This is a genomic window from Brevibacterium antiquum CNRZ 918 (genome assembly GCF_900169145.1).
GTDB classification, from domain to species: Bacteria; Actinomycetota; Actinomycetes; order Actinomycetales; family Brevibacteriaceae; genus Brevibacterium; species Brevibacterium koreense.
The window spans coordinates 80126-96389 of record NZ_FXZD01000006.1; the positions used below are offsets into that span (position 1 = coordinate 80126).

The window sequence follows — 16264 nt, forward strand, 5'->3', positions numbered from 1 at the left end:
CCCTTGGACAGGTGATGGTTCAGGATCTGGGAGGCTACCGCCTCATCGAAGAGCTCGGCTCGGGCGGCATGGGTGTCGTCTATCTCGGTGTCGACGGCGGAAACAATCCTGTCGCGGTGAAAGTGCTGCACCCCCACATCGCCAATGACGAGACCGCTCGCCAACGGCTCGGGCGCGAGGTCAGGACCCTGCGCCGGATCAAACATCCCAGAATCGCCGAGGTGCTCGACGCCGAACTCGAATCCGCCCAGCCCTTCATCATCACCGAGTTCGTCGACGGGCAGACGCTGTCCGATGACGTGCGAGACAACGGCCCCTTCGCCGAGGACGAACTCGTCCACTTCGGACATGCCCTCCTCGATGCCCTCAACGCTGTGCACGAGTCCGGTGTCATCCACCGCGACCTCAAACCCGCCAACGTCATGATCATGGACGGTGAACCGATGGTCATCGACTTCGGCATCGCCCAGGTCGCCGACGAGGTGCGAGTGACTGCGACCGGCCTGGTGATGGGAACACCCGGGTACCTGTCGCCGGAGATCGCCGACGGCAAGACCTCGAGTGAGAAGACCGACTGGTGGGGATGGGCCGCGACGATGGCCTATGCCGCCACCGGCCGCAACCCCTACGGCTCAGGTCCTCTCGAAGCGGTGCTGGGGCGGGTGGCCATGGGCAAGTTCGACCTCGACAATGCTCCCCGCAATTTTGTTCCCCTGCTCTCCGCCTGCCTCGACCCGAAACCCGAACGCAGGCCCAGTGGCCAGATGATCCTCGACGCCCTCGTCGACATCGAGTCCGGACGCGAGCCGCAGTTGGGATCCGGACCGGCAGCCGGGAGCTCAAATCAGGCATCGCCGACGGGGACTGCGCGGATGCCGGCGGTCGACGGCGGTGGTCCAGGCTACGGTGCACCCGCGGCCTTCGGCACTGCCGCAGGCGGCGGGGCTGCTGGAGCCGCTGGTGGGGCTGCGGCCTATGACGGAGCCGTCGGCTACGACGCCTCAGGTTATGGTGCGACGGGGCACGGATCGCCGCGCGGAGGCTATCCCGGCTCGGTCCCGAACCCGAACGCGCCCGGAGGTGCAGACCCCGGTGGGACGAACCCGCAGGGATACTCACAACAGGGCTTCACCCCGCAAGGTCAGCCTCTGCAGGGGCAGCCCATGCAGGGCCATCCACCGCAGGCACGATCTGGGATCATGCCCGGCGCGCAGGACCACCTGGCGCCGATGGACCCGGCGCCGATGGACCGGGGTGCGGCACCACCCGTGCTCAACCCCAACGGCAGCATCCAGGCTGCTCCGGGGTCAGCGATGGCCGGGACCAACCTCGGCGGAGCAGGGTATGGACACGGTGGACCGCCAGCCGGTCAGGGCGCCGTCCGGCCCGAGCTCGACGGCACCGGAGTCCAGCCGGGTCAGCCGGGCTACGGCTGGGAGCCGATGACCTACCGGAGAATCCGGACCGGCGGATGGGTGGTGTTCGCCCTTATCCTGTTGGCCATCGCGATCATGCCGATGGGCCCCCTGGTGGTCACGCTCATTGCGTTCCTGTGGTCGATCTTGGCTCGAACCGGTACACGATTGGACCGCAAGGCCCAGAAGCACCGGTTCGAACGCGGAACGGACAGTTCAGGATTCCTGCGCTCGCTTGCCTCGGCGCCGGGTGCGATCCTGGCATCGGTGCTGACCTCGATCATGACATTCATCCTTCCGGCAATCGCGGGGGTCGCGATGCTCGTGCTGACCCGACTCGACATTTCGGGAATCGTGCCCAGCGGATATTCGGAGCAGTGGTCGGTGTGGGCCGCCGGTGCTGCCGGCTCCCTCGTGCTGTGGCTGGGGCCTGGTGCGGGCAGCCTGCGTTTCGGATCGCGGCTCATGGTCTCCGGGGTGACGCGCAACCAGCTGGGCAGACTCATCGCGCTGTCGGCAATCGCGCTCCTCACCATCGTCGGGATCATGGTCATTCAGTCCGGGGCAGAGACGTCCTGGTGGCCACTGACAGCCAACCCCTTCACGTATCTTCCTGGCCCGGTGTAGTTGATCCTTGAATTTCACTGGGAATCGCAACACCACCTGTTTGGGTAGGGTGGGACGGTCGGGACTCGTATGTCGACCCGATTCCCCACGGTCCGAGGCCGGGCCGAGGTCAGACGATCGCAACGTGAGGAACAATGGCGAAGAACAGCTCCGCTGACAATCGGCGGAACCAAGCACGTGAGAACGCGCGTCAGATCGCAGCGGCTCAGGACAAGAAGGAGAAGACCGCCAAGACGATCCTCTATGTGGGGATCGGTGTTGTCGTGGTCGTCGTGGCCGCAGTCGTCGGTGTTCTCATCTTCCAGCAGAGCAAGCCGGGGATGACTCCAGCCAACTACGCAGCAGGTGGTGTCAGCCTCGCCAAAGACGCCGCAGTGGTGCAGCCGAAGCAGATGCCCGAGGGTGAAGAGTCGGATCTGCCCACTCCCGCCGAGGCCGGCGCCAAGGACAGTGCCGCGACTGTGACCGTCTACCTCGACTTCCAGTGTCCCGGTTGCAAGGCGTTCGAAGACGCCAACACTCCGACCTTGAAGAAGCTCGCTGACGAGGGGTCGATCGTACTCCAATACAAACCGGTGTCGTTCCTTGACCGCATGTCCAGCGGCAACGAGTACTCCACCCGATCGGCCAACCTGGCCGCCTGCGTGATCGATTCTCAGCCCGAGCTGACAGAAGACATCTTCGCCGCGCTCTACGCTCAGCAGCCCGAAGAGCAGGGCAACGGACGCACCGATGAGGAACTCCTCAAGGTCGCTGAGGATGCGGGCATCGACACCTCGAAGAAGCTCACTTCAGATCCCGAGCAGACCGTCAAGAGCTGCGTCACCGACCAGTCGTTCAAGGACTACGTCGAGAAGTCCTCGCAGGACGCTCTTGACAACGGGGTGAAGGCCACCCCGTGGGTGCTCATCAACGGCGAACACACCGAGAAGACCAGCGACCCGCAGGCTCTGGCACTTGAGATCCTCAAGGCCACCGGCGAGGTCAAGGGCTGACCGATGCTGGATAGTTGAGTCTGCCTCGGATCTGTTTTGTGGCCGCGACGGTGAATGGACTACTATCGTGTAGGCGCCAACGGCATCGTTGCGCCGCCACGCCTCCCTAGCTCAGTTGGTAGAGCACCGCTCTTGTAAAGCGAAGGTCATCGGTTCGAGTCCGATGGGGGGCTCACTGACGAAAAGATCCCATCTTCGACAGATCAATGTGGAAGATAGGATCTTGTCGTGTGCGGACTCTTCAGATCAGGCCAGAGGTTTCCTCTTCGAGTTCATGGGTGTGTGAAACCATGAGTCCCAGGGCCGTCTGCGTACCCGGGGGCGAGTCTGCCGAGATGCTTCGTGCTGGATCAGTGCCGTCGTCTGCCCGGCAGACCGATCTGCTGGGACCAGAGAATCACCCACAAGGCGCCGAGGATGGCGAACAGTCCCGGGAACAGGATCCCGAAGCGCAGTGAGGCGATCGTGATGACCAACGAGATCAGCCCCGGGCCGCCCAGTTTGCCGCCGTTGGAGAAGATCGCCCAGACACCTAAGAATCGAGCACGTCCTATCGCGGGTGAAAGATCGGCGCCGATCGTCATATTCACTCCGGCGCCCAGCCCGTTTCCCACAGCCATGATCGCGGCGGCTGTGATCATTCCGGCCAAGTCCGGGCGCAGCACCATGACGAGGAAGCCGGAACCGAAGACCGTCAGGCACGTCGCGAGAGTCGTGGTGCGGCCGAGGTGATCCTTGATGTACGCGCCCAAGAACATGAAGACAAGCTCGAGTCCCGCGCCGAAGGCGATGAGCAGGGAGATCGAGGACTCGTGCAGTCCGATCTCCACACCCCACAGCTGGATCACTACAGGCTGGGCCGATCTGGCCACGGTCAAAGCGATGATCGAGATCCCGACGAGGATCACGGCCTTCCATCTCACCTGGAGGCGTGGGCGTGACGGCTTCGGCGATGTCGGACCGGCAGAGTCCCGATTCGTCGCACCAGCCCCACCAGCCCTGCGGTCCGAGTATCCGGGGATGCGGGCGATGGGCAGAGACATGACGATGACGGCAGCAACGGCGGAGATTCCGGCGAAGACGAAGACCGACCACAGGGGGAAGAGGAGCATGAGCCCGGCGCCGACGATCGGTCCCACGAGATTGCCCACCCTCTGGCTGCCGCCCAGCGCGGTCATCGCCTTCGCCAGGTCCTTCGGCGGCATCACCTCGGCGACCACAGCCTGACGGGCCAGGCTCCACACATCGGAGACCGGCGCGAAGAGCATGAGCGCCACCATGTAGAGCACGAGCGAGGCCGGCGTCTGCCAGACGAAGACCGTGACGATGGCGCCGAGGACAAGAACCGCGGTGATCGTGGCCGCGAGCATCGCTCGAAAATCGCCCAAGCGGTCGATGAGGATCCCCGCCGGTACCGTCGCGACGAGGGAGACTGCTCCCATGATGCCGACGATGGCGGCGGCGAAGGAGGTGCTGGAGCCCAATGACAGCGCACCCAGGACCAGGACCGGGAGGATCGCGCCTAAGCCGACGGCGAAGAGGAGCGACGGTGCGAGGACCGGCCACAGAATGGGTTTGAGCACCCGGCCAGTCTAGATGTGGCTCAGGTCGGCCGACGCTCAACCAGGGGAGGAGATCGCGGGCAGCCGAACCTCGAAGCATGCACCCACTTCGGTGTTGGACACGTCGACGGTGCCCGAGTGCGCCTCGACGATTCCGCGGACGATCGCCAGCCCCAGACCGGCGCCGCCGGTGATCACCTCCTCGGCGGGTGTGCGCGCCGGGGTGCCCCGCCAGCCGGTGACGAAGACCTCGGTCAGAGCCTCGGCCGGGATGCCGCCCCCGGTGTCGCTGACCGTGAGCACGGCCTGCCCCTCTGGGCCCCGTCCCGTCTCGAGCACCACATCGGTGTTCCCAGGCGAGTGCTGAAGCGCATTCATGAGCAGGTTCTCGACTGCCCGGGTCAGCTCCCGGGGATCACCGGCGACCACAACGTCGTTGAGTCCGCGCGCATGAACCCCGACCTCCTTCGCCTCGGCGATGGGGCGCAGATCGGCGACCGCATCGGAGACGAGATCGTAGAGGCTGACCTCGATGCTCTCAAGCTCCAGAGCTCCCGACTGGATCCGGGAGAGGGCGAAGAGATCGTCGACCATCTGAGACAGCCGATCCACCTGGAGTCGGATCGTCTCGTAGTAGCGCTGCGGATCGTCGACCATGCCGTCTTCGAGGGCCTCGGCCATGGCCTTGAGCCCCGCCATCGGCGTGCGCAGGTCATGGGCGATCCAGGCGATGAGCTCGCGGCGTGACCGGTCGAGGGCGGCTACCTCGTCACGGGAGTCGGCGAGCTTGGCGCTCGTGGCGACGAGCTCGGCCCGCAGGGAAGCGGTCTCCGACATGTCCTTCGGACCGGTGATGTCACCGAGTCGATGGCCTTCGCCCACTTCTGCCATGAGGATCCGCAGGTCCTCGTACTCACGGGCGATGACTCGGCCGAGGAACCAGGTCACGGCCAGGGTCGAGAGCAGGGAGGCAAAGGCCACGGTCAGGAACACGTAGAGGTCGTGCTCGGACAGGTACATCGCAGCGGAGATCGCGATCATCCCGGTGAGCACGGACATCAGCGTCGTGGCGACGACGATCGACAGGCGCACAGTCAGCGACCGGCGTCGAGCCAGCCACAGCCCACCCACGCCGAGGAGGCCGACAGCGGCCGAACAGAGGCATGCGACGACGAAGATGCGCACCATCTCGGGCAGAGGAAGGAACATCAGCGTGTTTCTTCTTCCGTGGCGGGGAGGTCTCCGCTGCGCTCAACTTCGAAGCGGTAACCGGCACCCCAGACCGTGGACAGGAATCGCGCACGCGAGGGATCGTCCTCGATCTTCGTCCGCAGTCTGCGCACGGTCACGGTGATCGTCGACAGGTCGCCGACCTCCCACCCCCACACGGAGCGCAGGAGGGCCGCACGGTCGAAGACCTGAAGCGGGTGTTTGAGGAAAAAGGCAAGCAGATCGAATTCGCGAGCAGTCAGATCCAAGGCGGTCCCGTAGCGGCTGACGCGGCGTGCCGAGGCGTCGAGGTGAAACGGGCCGAGGTCGAAGGGCGCCTCGGGGGTGGAATCGCTGACGGTGCGCCGCAGGGATCGACTGCACTCGCAGCACCAGCTCCTTGGGGGAGAAGGGCTTCGTGAGGTAGTCGTCGGCACCGGCTTCGAGGCCGTCGATGCGGTCCTCGGTCGCGGACAGTGCGGTGAGCATGAGCACGGGAACCGTGGTGAAGACCCGCAGCCGGCGGCACACCTCGACGCCATCGATGCCGGGCAGCTTCCGGTCGAGAACGACGAGATCAGGCACTGCCTCGGTCAGTGCTGCGAGGGCCCGGAACCCGTCGGTGACCTCATCGACGAGGAAACCGGCGGCTCGCAGATAGCTGCGGGCCACCTCGGCGACCGTGGGATCGTCTTCGACTAAGAGGAGACGTCGGTCGGTGAGATCGGGGTCCACAGCGGGATGGGTCATGGCTTCAGTCTAAGAAGCCGCGTGCGGTTGTGATACCCCAGCGGGCCGATGGCCGGCGCCTGAGACTGTCCTCAGCGAAAATCCGCCCCATGCGAAGGTGACCGAAATGAACAATGCAGCGGCGCAGCGAAGCAGATTCCGACTGGTCCCGATGCGTCCCCGCGATCCTGGGGAGGAGGGGCGCGCGGCGAGTTCGCTCGAGCTCTTCTTCGACCTCACCTTCGTCATTGCGGTGAGCATCGCGGCGACGAACCTGCATGACACGATGACTGCCGGATACCTCGGCGACGGTCTGGCCAAGTACCTCGTGGTCTTCTTTGCGATCTGGTGGGCGTGGATGAACTTCACCTGGTTCGGCACGTCGTTTGACAATGACGACTGGCTCTACCGGGTGATGACGATCGTGCAGATGGGCGGCGTACTCGTTCTGGCTGCAGGGATCGGGCCTGTCTTCGCCGAGGGCGACTTCACCGTCGCCGTTCTCGGCTACGTCTTCATGCGCATCGTCATGATTGCGCAATGGCTGCGAGCCTCACGCCACGCGGGCAGAGCGCGCCGGACGACCATCGTCTATGCGTGCGGAATCGGAATCGTGCAGGTGTTGTGGGTGGCGTGGATGTTCGTCGACGATCCGGCTGTGTCACTGGTGGGGATCGCCATCCTCATCCTTGCCGAGATCGGGATCCCCGTCATCGCAGAGCTGCGCGTGAGGACTCCGTGGCACCCTCATCACATCACCGAACGATATGGCTGCTTCACGATCATCGTCCTCGGCGAGAGCCTGTTGGCCTCGGCGAATGGCGTGTTCGGAGCGTTCGCCGACAGTGAGGACATCGTTCCGCTCGTCTCCCTCGGCGTCCTCAGCCTCATCGTCACGGCAGCCATGTGGTGGATCTACTTCTGGCCCCCGCACCACCGGGGGATATCGGGTTTCCGAGGAACGCTTAAGTACGGCTACGGGCATTTCTTCATCTTCGCGGCGGCCGGAGCGTTCTCAGCAGGGGTCGGGATCGAGGTTGATTCGCAGTTGGGCAGGAGTGATCTCGATCCGCTGCTTGCAGCCTTCATGATCTCCGTTCCGGTCGCGGTCTTCGTCCTCGGCGTCTGGCTGCTGGCGATCCGACCCAATGCCGGCGGGATCGTCAACACGATTGTCCCCGCCTGCGCAGTGCTCGTGCTCCTCGACCCGATCATTCCGGTCTCCACCTTCCTCACGACCTTCTTCATGATCGTCATCGTCATCACCCTCATCGTGGCATCGCCCAAGGAAGGCCAGTCCATAGTCGCCGAGGCGGAGGCCCACTGATTCCACGATATTCCTGTTCGTTCCCAGTTGAAGGTGGGACGCTGGTCATATGAGTACTCATCACGTCGTGCCGCCCTACCTTCTCGATGCTCTTGCCGAACGCGGAGGTGAGAGATTCCCTCGCGCGGCCCGGGCCGCACGCAGCTGCCGGAGGTCCGATGAATCGTCTCGCAACCTGCGGGCAGAGGGTCTGCGCTATACGCCGGTGGGCAAGGCCGAGGATGGTGCGGGTGAATCGGGCTCGCCGAGCACGAGAGGCTCCGTAGGTGTCGACGCGAGGGCCGGGGTGAAACGCCTCATTCACGACGCACAGGGCACCGAGACCCTGCCGGGAATCCTCGTTCGCAGTGAGGGCGAGGAGCCGGTGTCCGACGAGGCGGTCAATGAAGCCTATGACGGACTCGGGGCCTCCTACTCGCTCTTCGCCGAGGCCTTTGGGCGCAACTCGCTTGACGGCAATGGGATGCCGCTCATCGCCAGCGTCCACTACGGCCAGGACTACGACAACGCCTTCTTCGATGGGCGGCTGATGGTCTTCGGCGACGGCGACGACGAGGTCTTCACCGGGTTCACCGGATCGCTGTCGATCATCGGCCACGAACTCAGCCACGGCGTCATCAGCCACACCGCCGACCTCGAGTACTTCGGTCAGCCCGGTGCGCTCAACGAACACTGTGCCGACGTCTTCGGAGCCCTGACCGACCAGCACGATTCCGGGCAGGATGCCGGGGATGCCTCCTGGCTCATCGGTGCTGGCATCTTCACCTCCGAAGTCTCCGGCAAGGCGCTGCGGTCGATGCTCGCACCCGGCACGGCATACGACGACGATGTGCTTGGCACGGACCCGCAGCCTGACCACATGGACCGCTTCGTCACCACGGAGTCGGACAACGGCGGGGTCCATCTCAACTCGGGAATCCCCAACCGTGCCTTCGCGCTCGCCGCCACCCGCCTCGGCGGACCGGCCTGGGAGACCGTGGGACAGGTGTGGTTCGCCGTGCTGACCGAATCCGACATCACCACCGGCACCGATTTCGCAGGCTTCGCAGCACTGACCATTGCCGAGGCGGTCGCAGCCTTCGGCGAGGGATCCGACGTTCACGACGCCCTCGTCCAGAGCTGGGATGCGGTCGGAGTCACCCGTGCCGCAGGCAGGGGAAACGTGGGGAGCAGCTGGTGAGTGACGAGAGCGCGACCGCCTCGGGCGACGGCGACAGCGTATTCGGCCACCTCGTCGTCGAGCGCAGCGGTGGGATCGGCGGGCTGCTGCTCGTGTGGGATGTCGACATCGACTCGAGCGAGCACCGGGAGCAGATCGGGCCCACGATCGCGCAGCTTCCTTGGCAGGGCGACTCCGCTGCCCAGGCAGCGGCCGCCGTCGGGGATGCGACCGGTGCAGGTACAGGTGCAGGTGCTGGAACTGGGGTTGGCGTGAGTGCCGACCGCTATGTCTATGTCTTCGAGAGCCGCTTCGGTCTCGTGCGTTTCGGCGAGGCCGAGATGCCGAAGGAGTGGAAGCACCTCGTCGATCAGGTCCGTGAGATCACCGAGCCCGAGCACCGCAGGCCGGGAAGTCGCTGAGGCCGTGGGTGGCCGCCTATTGCCGCTGTGGTTGGACCGCTGATTCTGTGGGTGGCCCGCCTCGCGATCAGCGATAGATGTTGCATGAACTGTCCGCTCGGACATTAATTGCAATAGAGTGGCGGTCATGACTCATGATGACTCCACGGCAGAGAAGAACGAACGGGATCTCGAAGAGGGCATCCACACGGACCTGCGCTCGACGATGACCTACGGCTCCTATCTCAGCCTCGACCGCCTGCTGACGTCCCAGCACCCCGTCAGCGAACCGGTCCACCACGACGAGCTGCTGTTCATCATTCAGCACCAGACCACGGAGCTGTGGTTCAAGCTCGTCATCCACGAACTCCTCGATGCCCGCAGCCTCATCGCCGATGACAGGCTCCAGCTGGCGCTCAAACGCATCGCCCGCGTCAAGCACATCCAGAAGACGCTGACCGAGCAATGGTCCGTCCTCGCGACGCTGACCCCGAGCGAATACGTCGGCTTCCGTGATGAGCTCGGCCGGTCATCGGGCTTCCAGTCCTGGCAGTATCGGGCCGTGGAGTTCCTGCTCGGCAACAAGAACGCCGGCATGCTGCAGGTCTTCGACGGTGAGCCCGAGGCTCGCGCGCAGCTCGAGACGTACCTGAATGAGCCCAGCGTGTACGACGAGTTCCTACGTTTTCTTGCTCGCCGTGGACTCCCGGTTCCGCAGCGCCTGCTCGATCGGGATGTCAGCGTGGCGCACACGTTCGACGAAGAGCTCCTTGACACCTTCCGAATCATCTACGAGAACCCCGAAACGTACTGGCTGGAGTACGAGAGCTGCGAGGAGCTCGTCGACCTTGAGGAGAACTTCCAGTTCTGGCGCTACCGCCACATGCGCACGGTGCTGCGGATCATCGGCATGAAGCGGGGCACCGGCGGCTCGAGCGGCGTCGGATTCCTGCAGAAGGCCCTCGATCTCACGTTCTTCCCCGAACTCTTCGACATCCGAACCGGAATCGAGAACGGTCCCGGAACCGCGACCGGGAAGACAACAGCGACCGGCTGTCCGGGGCTCTGAGTCCGATCGCCGAGCTCTCACCCCGGACGGGCAACCCCGCCTCCCTGTTGCGGACCTTCGTCGGGCTCCACCTGCGCGAGCTGGGCGGATGGATCCGGGTCGCCGCTCTGCTCGAGCTCCTGGCCACCGCCGGAATCTCGAACTCCTCGACCCGCAGCGCCGTGTCGAGGCTCAAGGGCAAGGGGCTGCTCATCCCCGACAAGCGGGAAGTTCCGGGCAGCGATGGAAGCATCGCCGGATATCGTTTGGATCCCGCAGCCGTGACTGATCTCGAACGCGGCGATCGGAGGATCTTCTCCTATCGTGGGCACCGGGCTGACGAGCCCTGGTGCCTCGTGTCCTACTCCCTGCCCGAGGTGAACCGCTCCAAGCGAGTCCAGCTGCGCCGAGCGCTGACAGGGTTGGGCTTCGGTGCGATCACCGATGGACTGTGGATCGCTCCCGGGCATCTGCACGCTGAGGTCGAAGACGTACTGGAGACACTCGCTGTCCGCAGCTGCGCGACCATCTTCATCACCCAGACACCACTGACCGCCGGGCCCTTCGCTCAGGCGGCCGCGACATGGTGGGACCTGGAGAGGCTCGCTGCCCGGCACAACGAATTCCTTGACCGATACGAACAGCACGCTCCGAGCGAGCAATTCGCGCCGACCACGCAGAACACGCAGCGCTCACCACAGGCTGCGTCTTCACTGCAGTCGCCTGCCGACCCCGGCGAGGCATTCGTCCTGTGGTTGGCCTGCGTCGACGACTGGAAGGCGATCCCCTACGCTGATCCGGGTCTGCCCGCCAGCGCGCTGCCCGCGGACTGGCCCGGGATGAGGAGCGTCGAACTGTTCGCCGAGCTCCGCGCCAGATTCGCAGACCCTGCACGTGCTTACGTCCGGGAGATCGCCGCCGTCTGATAGTCCGGCCCCTCGAGCCGCAGCCCAGCGTAGACCAGCTCTGTGCTGATCAGCCCAGCAGTGCGTCGATCACAAACGGGAAGTAGGGCGAGTCGGGGTCGACGACATCGGCATGATCGGCGCCCTCGGCGATTGTCAGCTTCGCAGGGAAGGTCCGCGAGAAATTGATGTCGACCGTCTGGTCCCGATCGCCGTGAATCGTGCGCAGATCGACCCGCGCGGGAATGAGCAGCGCCCGCGACCGTGGATCCTCACGCAGGTACGGGGCGAGATCCTCGTTGGGAGCCGCGCCCATGTAGTCCAGGACAGCACTCTCGCCCAGGCCGTCCTCGACCTCGCGGAACAGGTCCGTGATCGGTGCCAAGGGGCGCAGTCGGAACTCGGTGCCGACCTCGCGAAGGTGGCTTGCCCAGGCCAGCACCAGGCACCCTCCAGCGGAATGCCCGGAGACGACGAGATTGTCTCTGGCCCGCGCATTCACGCCCCAGTCCGACAGCGACGCGGACGTGAAGCTGATGGCGGCGGTGACATCGTTGAGGCAGTTGGGCTGCCCGCCTGCGCGCCGGTACTCGACGAGTACGCACAGCACCCCCGCCTCGGCGAGGGCAGCGGCCATGGGCCTGGCATGGGTGAGATCCGTGCGCTGACGGAAGTAGCCGCCGTGGACGAGGATCACCAGCGCCGAGGCGGTGACCGGGTCACCGTGGACCTCGAGGAACTGATCGGGGTCAGTCCCGTACTCGTACCGAGAGAAGCGAGAGGCGCAACCACCCGACGTCCACGCCGACTCCGACAGGATCTGATCCAGTGCTGCACCGGCTGTGGTCAGGGCCGCGAAGCGCTCGCCCTCCCGTGTGGTGGCCTCGTCTTCACTCATTCGGGATTGCGCACCCGTGTCAGTTCGGGAAGCTTCGCATCGAGCTTATCCCCCGAGGACTGCCCGCGCAGGCGTCGACCGACCCAGGGCGCGAAGTGCTCGCGGGCCCATTTCGACTCCTCGCTGACCGCGTCACGGATCGGACGTGTCGGACGTGCCGGCATCGAAAAGCCCGTCACGGGCAAGGAGTGTCCGCTCTCCAGGGTCGCCAGCGCCTGATCGGCGACGAGGTCGTGGCCCCGGGGAGAGAGGTGGATCCGGTCATCGGCCCACATATCGTCGGCATAGAGCTGACGCAGGCCCCAGACATCGATCATGTGACACCCGTGCCGCTGGGCGATCGACCACAGATGGGCGTTGTAGACGCCTACCCGCGGTCGCACAGCGCGGATCAGGGGAGAACTGATCTCCGTATCGAACCCGTTGCACATGAGCACCTCGATGCCGGCTTCACGGAAGGCGACGACGGCGCGTTCGAACTGATTGGCCAGGTCATCGATGTCGGCCATCGGGCGCAGACAGTCGTTTCCGCCGGCACAGAAACTGACCAAGTCGGGTTTGAGGGCCAATGCTTTGGGCACCTGCTCATCGATGATCCGATCGAGGAGTCGCCCGCGGATGGCAAGGTTCGCGTAGGTGAGTTCGGGACTGCCCACCGGGGAGTCGACGAGCTTGCCGGCAAGACGATCGGCCCATCCCACATACCGGTCCTCTTGGTTCGGATCATGGTCCATCAGTCCTTCACTGAACGAGTCGCCGATCGCGACATATGACGTGATGGTCTGGAGCATCGCAGGGTCCTTCTCTCATTGGTTCTCTGACTCCGAACTATACTGATTCGGCTTTGTCGGATTCATGCGGGACTGCAGCAGGGTCGGCAGGCCCCGCGTCGTGACCGGTGCTGATCGTCTGGCGTAGACTCGAATCGAGACGGATCTCATCCCTGAAGGCCACTGCAAGAGGAGCACAATGTATCGTTCGGTTCCGGTTCCGGAGATCATCGATTTCGCCATCACCAATGCACGGATTCTGCCCATTGCAGACGCCGACGGCAGACGCGCGGAACCGATCGAGTCCGGCACGATCCTGGTGTCGAACGGATCGATCGCCTCGGTGGCGGCCGGGGGTGCCGACACACAGAATCTGCCTGCCGGCACCGAGATCATTGACGCCGGGGGACGCTGGGTCCTGCCCGGATTCATCGAAGCCCACGGCCACCTCGGCGTCCATGAGGATGGTGAAGGCTGGTCGGGTGACGACACGAACGAGATGACGAACCCCAACGGTGCCGGTGTGCGTGCTCTCGACGGCATCGATCCGAGTGAAATCGGGTTCAAGGACGCGCTGCGTGGAGGCGTCACCTCGGCTCTGATCAAGCCCGGATCCGGCAATCCGATCGGCGGGCGCACCGCCTTCGTCAAAACCTGGGGTCGCATCGTCGACGAAATGCTCGTGACACAGGACCTGTCCGTGAAGTCTGCACTGGGGGAGAACCCGAAACGCGTCTACGGTGAGAAGAGCGTCACCCCATCGACGCGCATGGGAACCGCGAAGGTTCTTCGTGACGCCTTCGTCGATGCGCAGAACTACCAGGCGAAACGAGCCCACGCCGAATCCGAAGGCACACCTTTCGAACGTGACCTCGTCAAAGAGACCTTGGCTGATGTCCTCGATGGAAAACTCGCCTTCGACCAGCATTGCCACCGTGCCGATGACATCGTCACGGCCATCCGCCTGTCCGAGGAATTCGGCTACCGCCTGGTCATCAACCACGGCACCGAGGGCCACAAGATCGCCGACTACATCGCCGACAAGGGCATCGACGTCATCCTCGGGCCGCTCATGACCAGCCGGTCGAAGGTCGAACTGCGCGACCGCACCCTGGCGACCGCGGGTGCACTTGCCAAGGCCGGTGTGCGCATTGCCCTGACCACCGACCACCCCGTCATCCCGATCAACTTCCTCATCCACGAAGCCTCCCTGGCGGTCAAGGAAGGTCTCGATCCCGTCGTTGCGCTCGAAGCGCTGACCATCAACCCTGCCGCGATCTTCGGCCTCGACGACCGCCTGGGCTCACTCGCCCCAGGCCGCGACGCCGACCTCGTCCTCTGGTCAGGTGATCCGCTCGACCTGAACTCCCGCGCCGATCAGGTCTTCGTCTCCGGCCGCAAGGTCTACGATTTCGACGCCGAAGCAGGTTTCGCCGAGGTGGCGGACCCATTCGGCCCTACCCTCATCAGTGAGCCGTGACGGACGAGAGCACAGAAGAGGCTCCCACCGCAGAGGTGCCGGTCGACGCCCAGTCGTCGACCGAGCCCGGACGCGGTGCGAACCAAGCGGAAGCCGGATCCCAGGCACTGCAGGAACTGCTTGAGCTCTCCCGCCAGCAGCGCCTGCGGGAACTGCGCGAAGCACCGGCCGGGGAGCTGAAGCCCGACGAGGTCGCTCACTCCGGCGCGAAGTCACCGAAGACGACGGCGGCCAAGTCGAAGCCGAAAGCCGAAGCCCGGGGCGCCTCCCAGCGGATCGCCCAGCGGGTGGCCAGGCGCACCGTGGGTAAGCTCGTCTCCGGAACATCGGTCAACACCCAGCCGGTCCCCATCGTCACCGCGCTCAAGGGCTCCCCGTACAAGGACCCGGTGCAGGCGAACGAACCGGGCGAGGACGAGGCCAGGATGGTCCTCGACTTCGCGGCCGACCTCGCTGCGATCATGATGCGTGCCGGCGCAGGAACCTCGGACATCGAGGTCTCAGTCATCGCGGCCTGCGCCGCCTTCGGGCTGACCACCGCGCAGGTGGATCTGACCTCGAACACCCTGACCGTGCACTACTCGACCTCCGATGGCCGCCTCATGACCGTCATGCGCGTCAATCGGGGCGAGTCCATCCACTTCGCGAAGCTGGGCTCCGTGCACAAGCTCGTCACGGAGCTGGTTGCTGGGAACATGGGCTTCAACGATGCGCGGAGCCGCCTCGACGCCATCAGGTCACAGCGACGCCCCTACCAGGAGTGGTTCGTCACGGGCGCGTGGGGGTTGATGGTCGGCAGCCTCGTCCTGCTGCTCGGTGGTGGAGCGGTCGCGACCGTCCTGGGCATCGGCATGTCGATCTTCATCAGCCAAGTCGGCAAGCTCATCGGCCGCACCACCCTGCCGGGTTTCTTCACCACCACCTTGCAGGCCGCGATTGCGACAGTAGTGGCGATGGTCGCCGGCAACTTCGGGCTCATCAGCTCACCGCAGTATCTCGTGGCGGCCGGAATCGTCCTGCTGCTGCCCACTCAGTCGCTGTATTCGTCTGTCCAGGATGCGCTGACGAACTTCCCGCTCACAGCCGCCGGACGGATGGTGGGAGTGGTTCTTGCCCTGGCCGGCATCATTTCGGGACTGGCTCTGGGCGTCGTGTTCGGAGAGGCGATCGGGCTCAGAGCGATCGAGGTCCTCGTGCCCAAGACCGATGTGCATGTGATCGCGGCGATCCTGTCGATCGCCGCGGCTTCCGTCGTCGCCATGGCCGGCGTCGTGGGTATGCAGGCGACGCGGCGGTTCATCCTGCCCGCGGCCTTCGTCGGCCTTGCCTCCCATATCACGATGATGTCGCTGAGCATCCTCCACATTGACAACGTCCTCGCCAGCCTGCTGGCGGCCACCGTGGCAGGCTTCCTCGCACGCCCACTGTCCCTGCGCCTGGGTGCGCCGGCCATCGTGCTCATGATCCCCGCGATATACACACTGCTGCAGGGATTGTCGATCTTCACTGCCGTGTATCAGATTGTCGCCGAATCGGCGACGACATCGTTCGCTGTGGGGCTCTCATCCCTGTTCTCAGCGATCCTCGCCAATGCCGCCCTGGCCGTCGGAGCCGTGCTCGGCAGCTATCTGGCCAGGCCGCTGAAGAACCTCAAAGCCGATGCCGTCGAGAAGACCGCCAAATCCGCGCGTTCGACCGAGTCGACGATGACCTTGGATACGGTCGAGCCCCGCGACTGA

At 64.8% G+C, this 16264-nt stretch carries 14 protein-coding genes, 1 tRNA gene and 1 pseudogene; 10 read left to right on the forward strand and 6 right to left on the reverse strand.

Features of this window, described 5'->3' with window-relative positions; genetic code table 11:
- Window positions 1-14 precede the first annotated feature (14 nt).
- The 3 genes from BANT918_RS09880 (at window position 15) to BANT918_RS09890 (ending at window position 3210) form a co-directional block, all read left to right on the forward strand.
- Window positions 15-2042 (forward strand): serine/threonine-protein kinase, encoded by a 2028-nt coding sequence (locus tag BANT918_RS09880; RefSeq protein WP_101620085.1) that lies wholly within the window; start codon window positions 15-17, stop codon window positions 2040-2042.
- Between the two features lie 134 nt (window positions 2043-2176).
- Window positions 2177-3037 carry a DsbA family protein gene (locus BANT918_RS09885; RefSeq protein WP_101620086.1) on the forward strand — a complete coding sequence of 287 codons (861 nt, stop codon included), beginning with the start codon at window positions 2177-2179 and terminating at the stop codon, window positions 3035-3037.
- A gap of 100 nt (window positions 3038-3137) precedes the next feature.
- Window positions 3138-3210, forward strand: a tRNA-Thr gene (locus BANT918_RS09890).
- 177 nt (window positions 3211-3387) lie between these two features.
- Here BANT918_RS09890 and BANT918_RS09895 read toward each other — a convergent pair.
- The 4 genes and pseudogenes from BANT918_RS09895 to BANT918_RS18010 all read right to left on the reverse strand — a co-directional run.
- The gene (locus BANT918_RS09895; RefSeq protein ID WP_101620087.1) at window positions 3388-4620 is read right to left on the reverse strand and encodes an MFS transporter; all 1233 of its coding nucleotides are present in this window, start codon (window positions 4618-4620) and stop codon (window positions 3388-3390) included.
- Window positions 4621-4656: 36 nt separating this feature from the next.
- Window positions 4657-5808, reverse strand: a complete 1152-nt coding sequence (locus BANT918_RS09900; protein ID WP_233429369.1) for a sensor histidine kinase — start codon at window positions 5806-5808, stop codon at window positions 4657-4659.
- Window positions 5808-6077 carry a winged helix-turn-helix domain-containing protein gene (locus BANT918_RS18005; protein ID WP_324761567.1) on the reverse strand — a complete coding sequence of 90 codons (270 nt, stop codon included), beginning with the start codon at window positions 6075-6077 and terminating at the stop codon, window positions 5808-5810. The genes BANT918_RS09900 and BANT918_RS18005 overlap by 1 nt, the downstream gene beginning before the upstream one ends.
- Window positions 6078-6249: 172 nt before the next feature.
- Window positions 6250-6558 (reverse strand): annotated as a pseudogene (locus tag BANT918_RS18010) (response regulator); the annotation flags it as partial.
- A 106-nt stretch (window positions 6559-6664) separates the two neighbouring features.
- On the opposite strand from BANT918_RS18010, the gene BANT918_RS09910 reads away from it, so the two are divergent.
- From BANT918_RS09910 to BANT918_RS09930, 5 genes are all read left to right on the forward strand, one after another.
- Complete coding sequence (locus tag BANT918_RS09910; protein ID WP_208618067.1) at window positions 6665-7864, forward strand: low temperature requirement protein A; 1200 nt, start codon at window positions 6665-6667, stop codon at window positions 7862-7864.
- Window positions 7865-7913: 49 nt separating this feature from the next.
- On the forward strand, window positions 7914-9044 hold the full coding sequence (locus BANT918_RS09915; protein ID WP_101620088.1) for a M4 family metallopeptidase: 1131 nt from the start codon (window positions 7914-7916) through the stop codon (window positions 9042-9044).
- Window positions 9041-9445 carry a hypothetical protein gene (locus BANT918_RS09920; RefSeq protein ID WP_101620089.1) on the forward strand — a complete coding sequence of 135 codons (405 nt, stop codon included), beginning with the start codon at window positions 9041-9043 and terminating at the stop codon, window positions 9443-9445. The genes BANT918_RS09915 and BANT918_RS09920 overlap by 4 nt, the downstream gene beginning before the upstream one ends.
- Window positions 9446-9572: 127 nt before the next feature.
- Entirely contained in the window at window positions 9573-10493 is a 921-nt protein-coding gene (locus BANT918_RS09925) for a tryptophan 2,3-dioxygenase (RefSeq protein WP_101620090.1), read from the forward strand.
- Window positions 10494-10540: 47 nt separating this feature from the next.
- Window positions 10541-11398, forward strand: a complete 858-nt coding sequence (locus BANT918_RS09930; protein ID WP_101620091.1) for a PaaX family transcriptional regulator C-terminal domain-containing protein — start codon at window positions 10541-10543, stop codon at window positions 11396-11398.
- A gap of 49 nt (window positions 11399-11447) precedes the next feature.
- Here the strand turns inward: BANT918_RS09930 and BANT918_RS09935 are convergent, their stop codons facing one another.
- Window positions 11448-12275 carry an alpha/beta hydrolase gene (locus tag BANT918_RS09935; RefSeq protein WP_101620092.1) on the reverse strand — a complete coding sequence of 276 codons (828 nt, stop codon included), beginning with the start codon at window positions 12273-12275 and terminating at the stop codon, window positions 11448-11450.
- The gene (locus tag BANT918_RS09940; protein WP_101620093.1) at window positions 12272-13066 is read right to left on the reverse strand and encodes an SGNH/GDSL hydrolase family protein; all 795 of its coding nucleotides are present in this window, start codon (window positions 13064-13066) and stop codon (window positions 12272-12274) included. Before BANT918_RS09940 ends, BANT918_RS09935 begins: the two co-directional genes overlap by 4 nt.
- Window positions 13067-13244: 178 nt before the next feature.
- On the opposite strand from BANT918_RS09940, the gene BANT918_RS09945 reads away from it, so the two are divergent.
- Together BANT918_RS09945 and BANT918_RS09950 are read left to right on the forward strand one after the other, a co-directional pair.
- Window positions 13245-14525: an amidohydrolase gene (locus BANT918_RS09945; protein WP_101620094.1), complete on the forward strand. Its 1281-nt coding sequence runs from the start codon at window positions 13245-13247 to the stop codon at window positions 14523-14525.
- Window positions 14522-16264 (forward strand): threonine/serine ThrE exporter family protein, encoded by a 1743-nt coding sequence (locus BANT918_RS09950; RefSeq protein ID WP_101620095.1) that lies wholly within the window; start codon window positions 14522-14524, stop codon window positions 16262-16264. Before BANT918_RS09945 ends, BANT918_RS09950 begins: the two co-directional genes overlap by 4 nt.

Excerpts from the sequence above, each read along its gene's own strand:
- BANT918_RS09880 (WP_101620085.1), top strand. The coding sequence starts at position 15 with ATGGTTCAGGATCTGGGAGGCTACCGCCTCATCGAAGAGCTCGGCTCG.
- BANT918_RS09885 (WP_101620086.1), top strand. The coding sequence starts at position 2,177 with ATGGCGAAGAACAGCTCCGCTGACAATCGGCGGAACCAAGCACGTGAG.
- BANT918_RS09900 (WP_233429369.1), bottom strand. The coding sequence starts at position 5,808 with ATGTTCCTTCCTCTGCCCGAGATGGTGCGCATCTTCGTCGTCGCATGC.
- BANT918_RS09910 (WP_208618067.1), top strand. The coding sequence starts at position 6,665 with ATGAACAATGCAGCGGCGCAGCGAAGCAGATTCCGACTGGTCCCGATG.
- BANT918_RS09915 (WP_101620088.1), top strand. The coding sequence starts at position 7,914 with ATGAGTACTCATCACGTCGTGCCGCCCTACCTTCTCGATGCTCTTGCC.
- BANT918_RS09925 (WP_101620090.1), top strand. The coding sequence starts at position 9,573 with ATGACTCATGATGACTCCACGGCAGAGAAGAACGAACGGGATCTCGAA.
- BANT918_RS09935 (WP_101620092.1), bottom strand. The coding sequence starts at position 12,275 with ATGAGTGAAGACGAGGCCACCACACGGGAGGGCGAGCGCTTCGCGGCC.
- BANT918_RS09940 (WP_101620093.1), bottom strand. The coding sequence starts at position 13,066 with ATGCTCCAGACCATCACGTCATATGTCGCGATCGGCGACTCGTTCAGT.
- BANT918_RS09945 (WP_101620094.1), top strand. The coding sequence starts at position 13,245 with ATGTATCGTTCGGTTCCGGTTCCGGAGATCATCGATTTCGCCATCACC.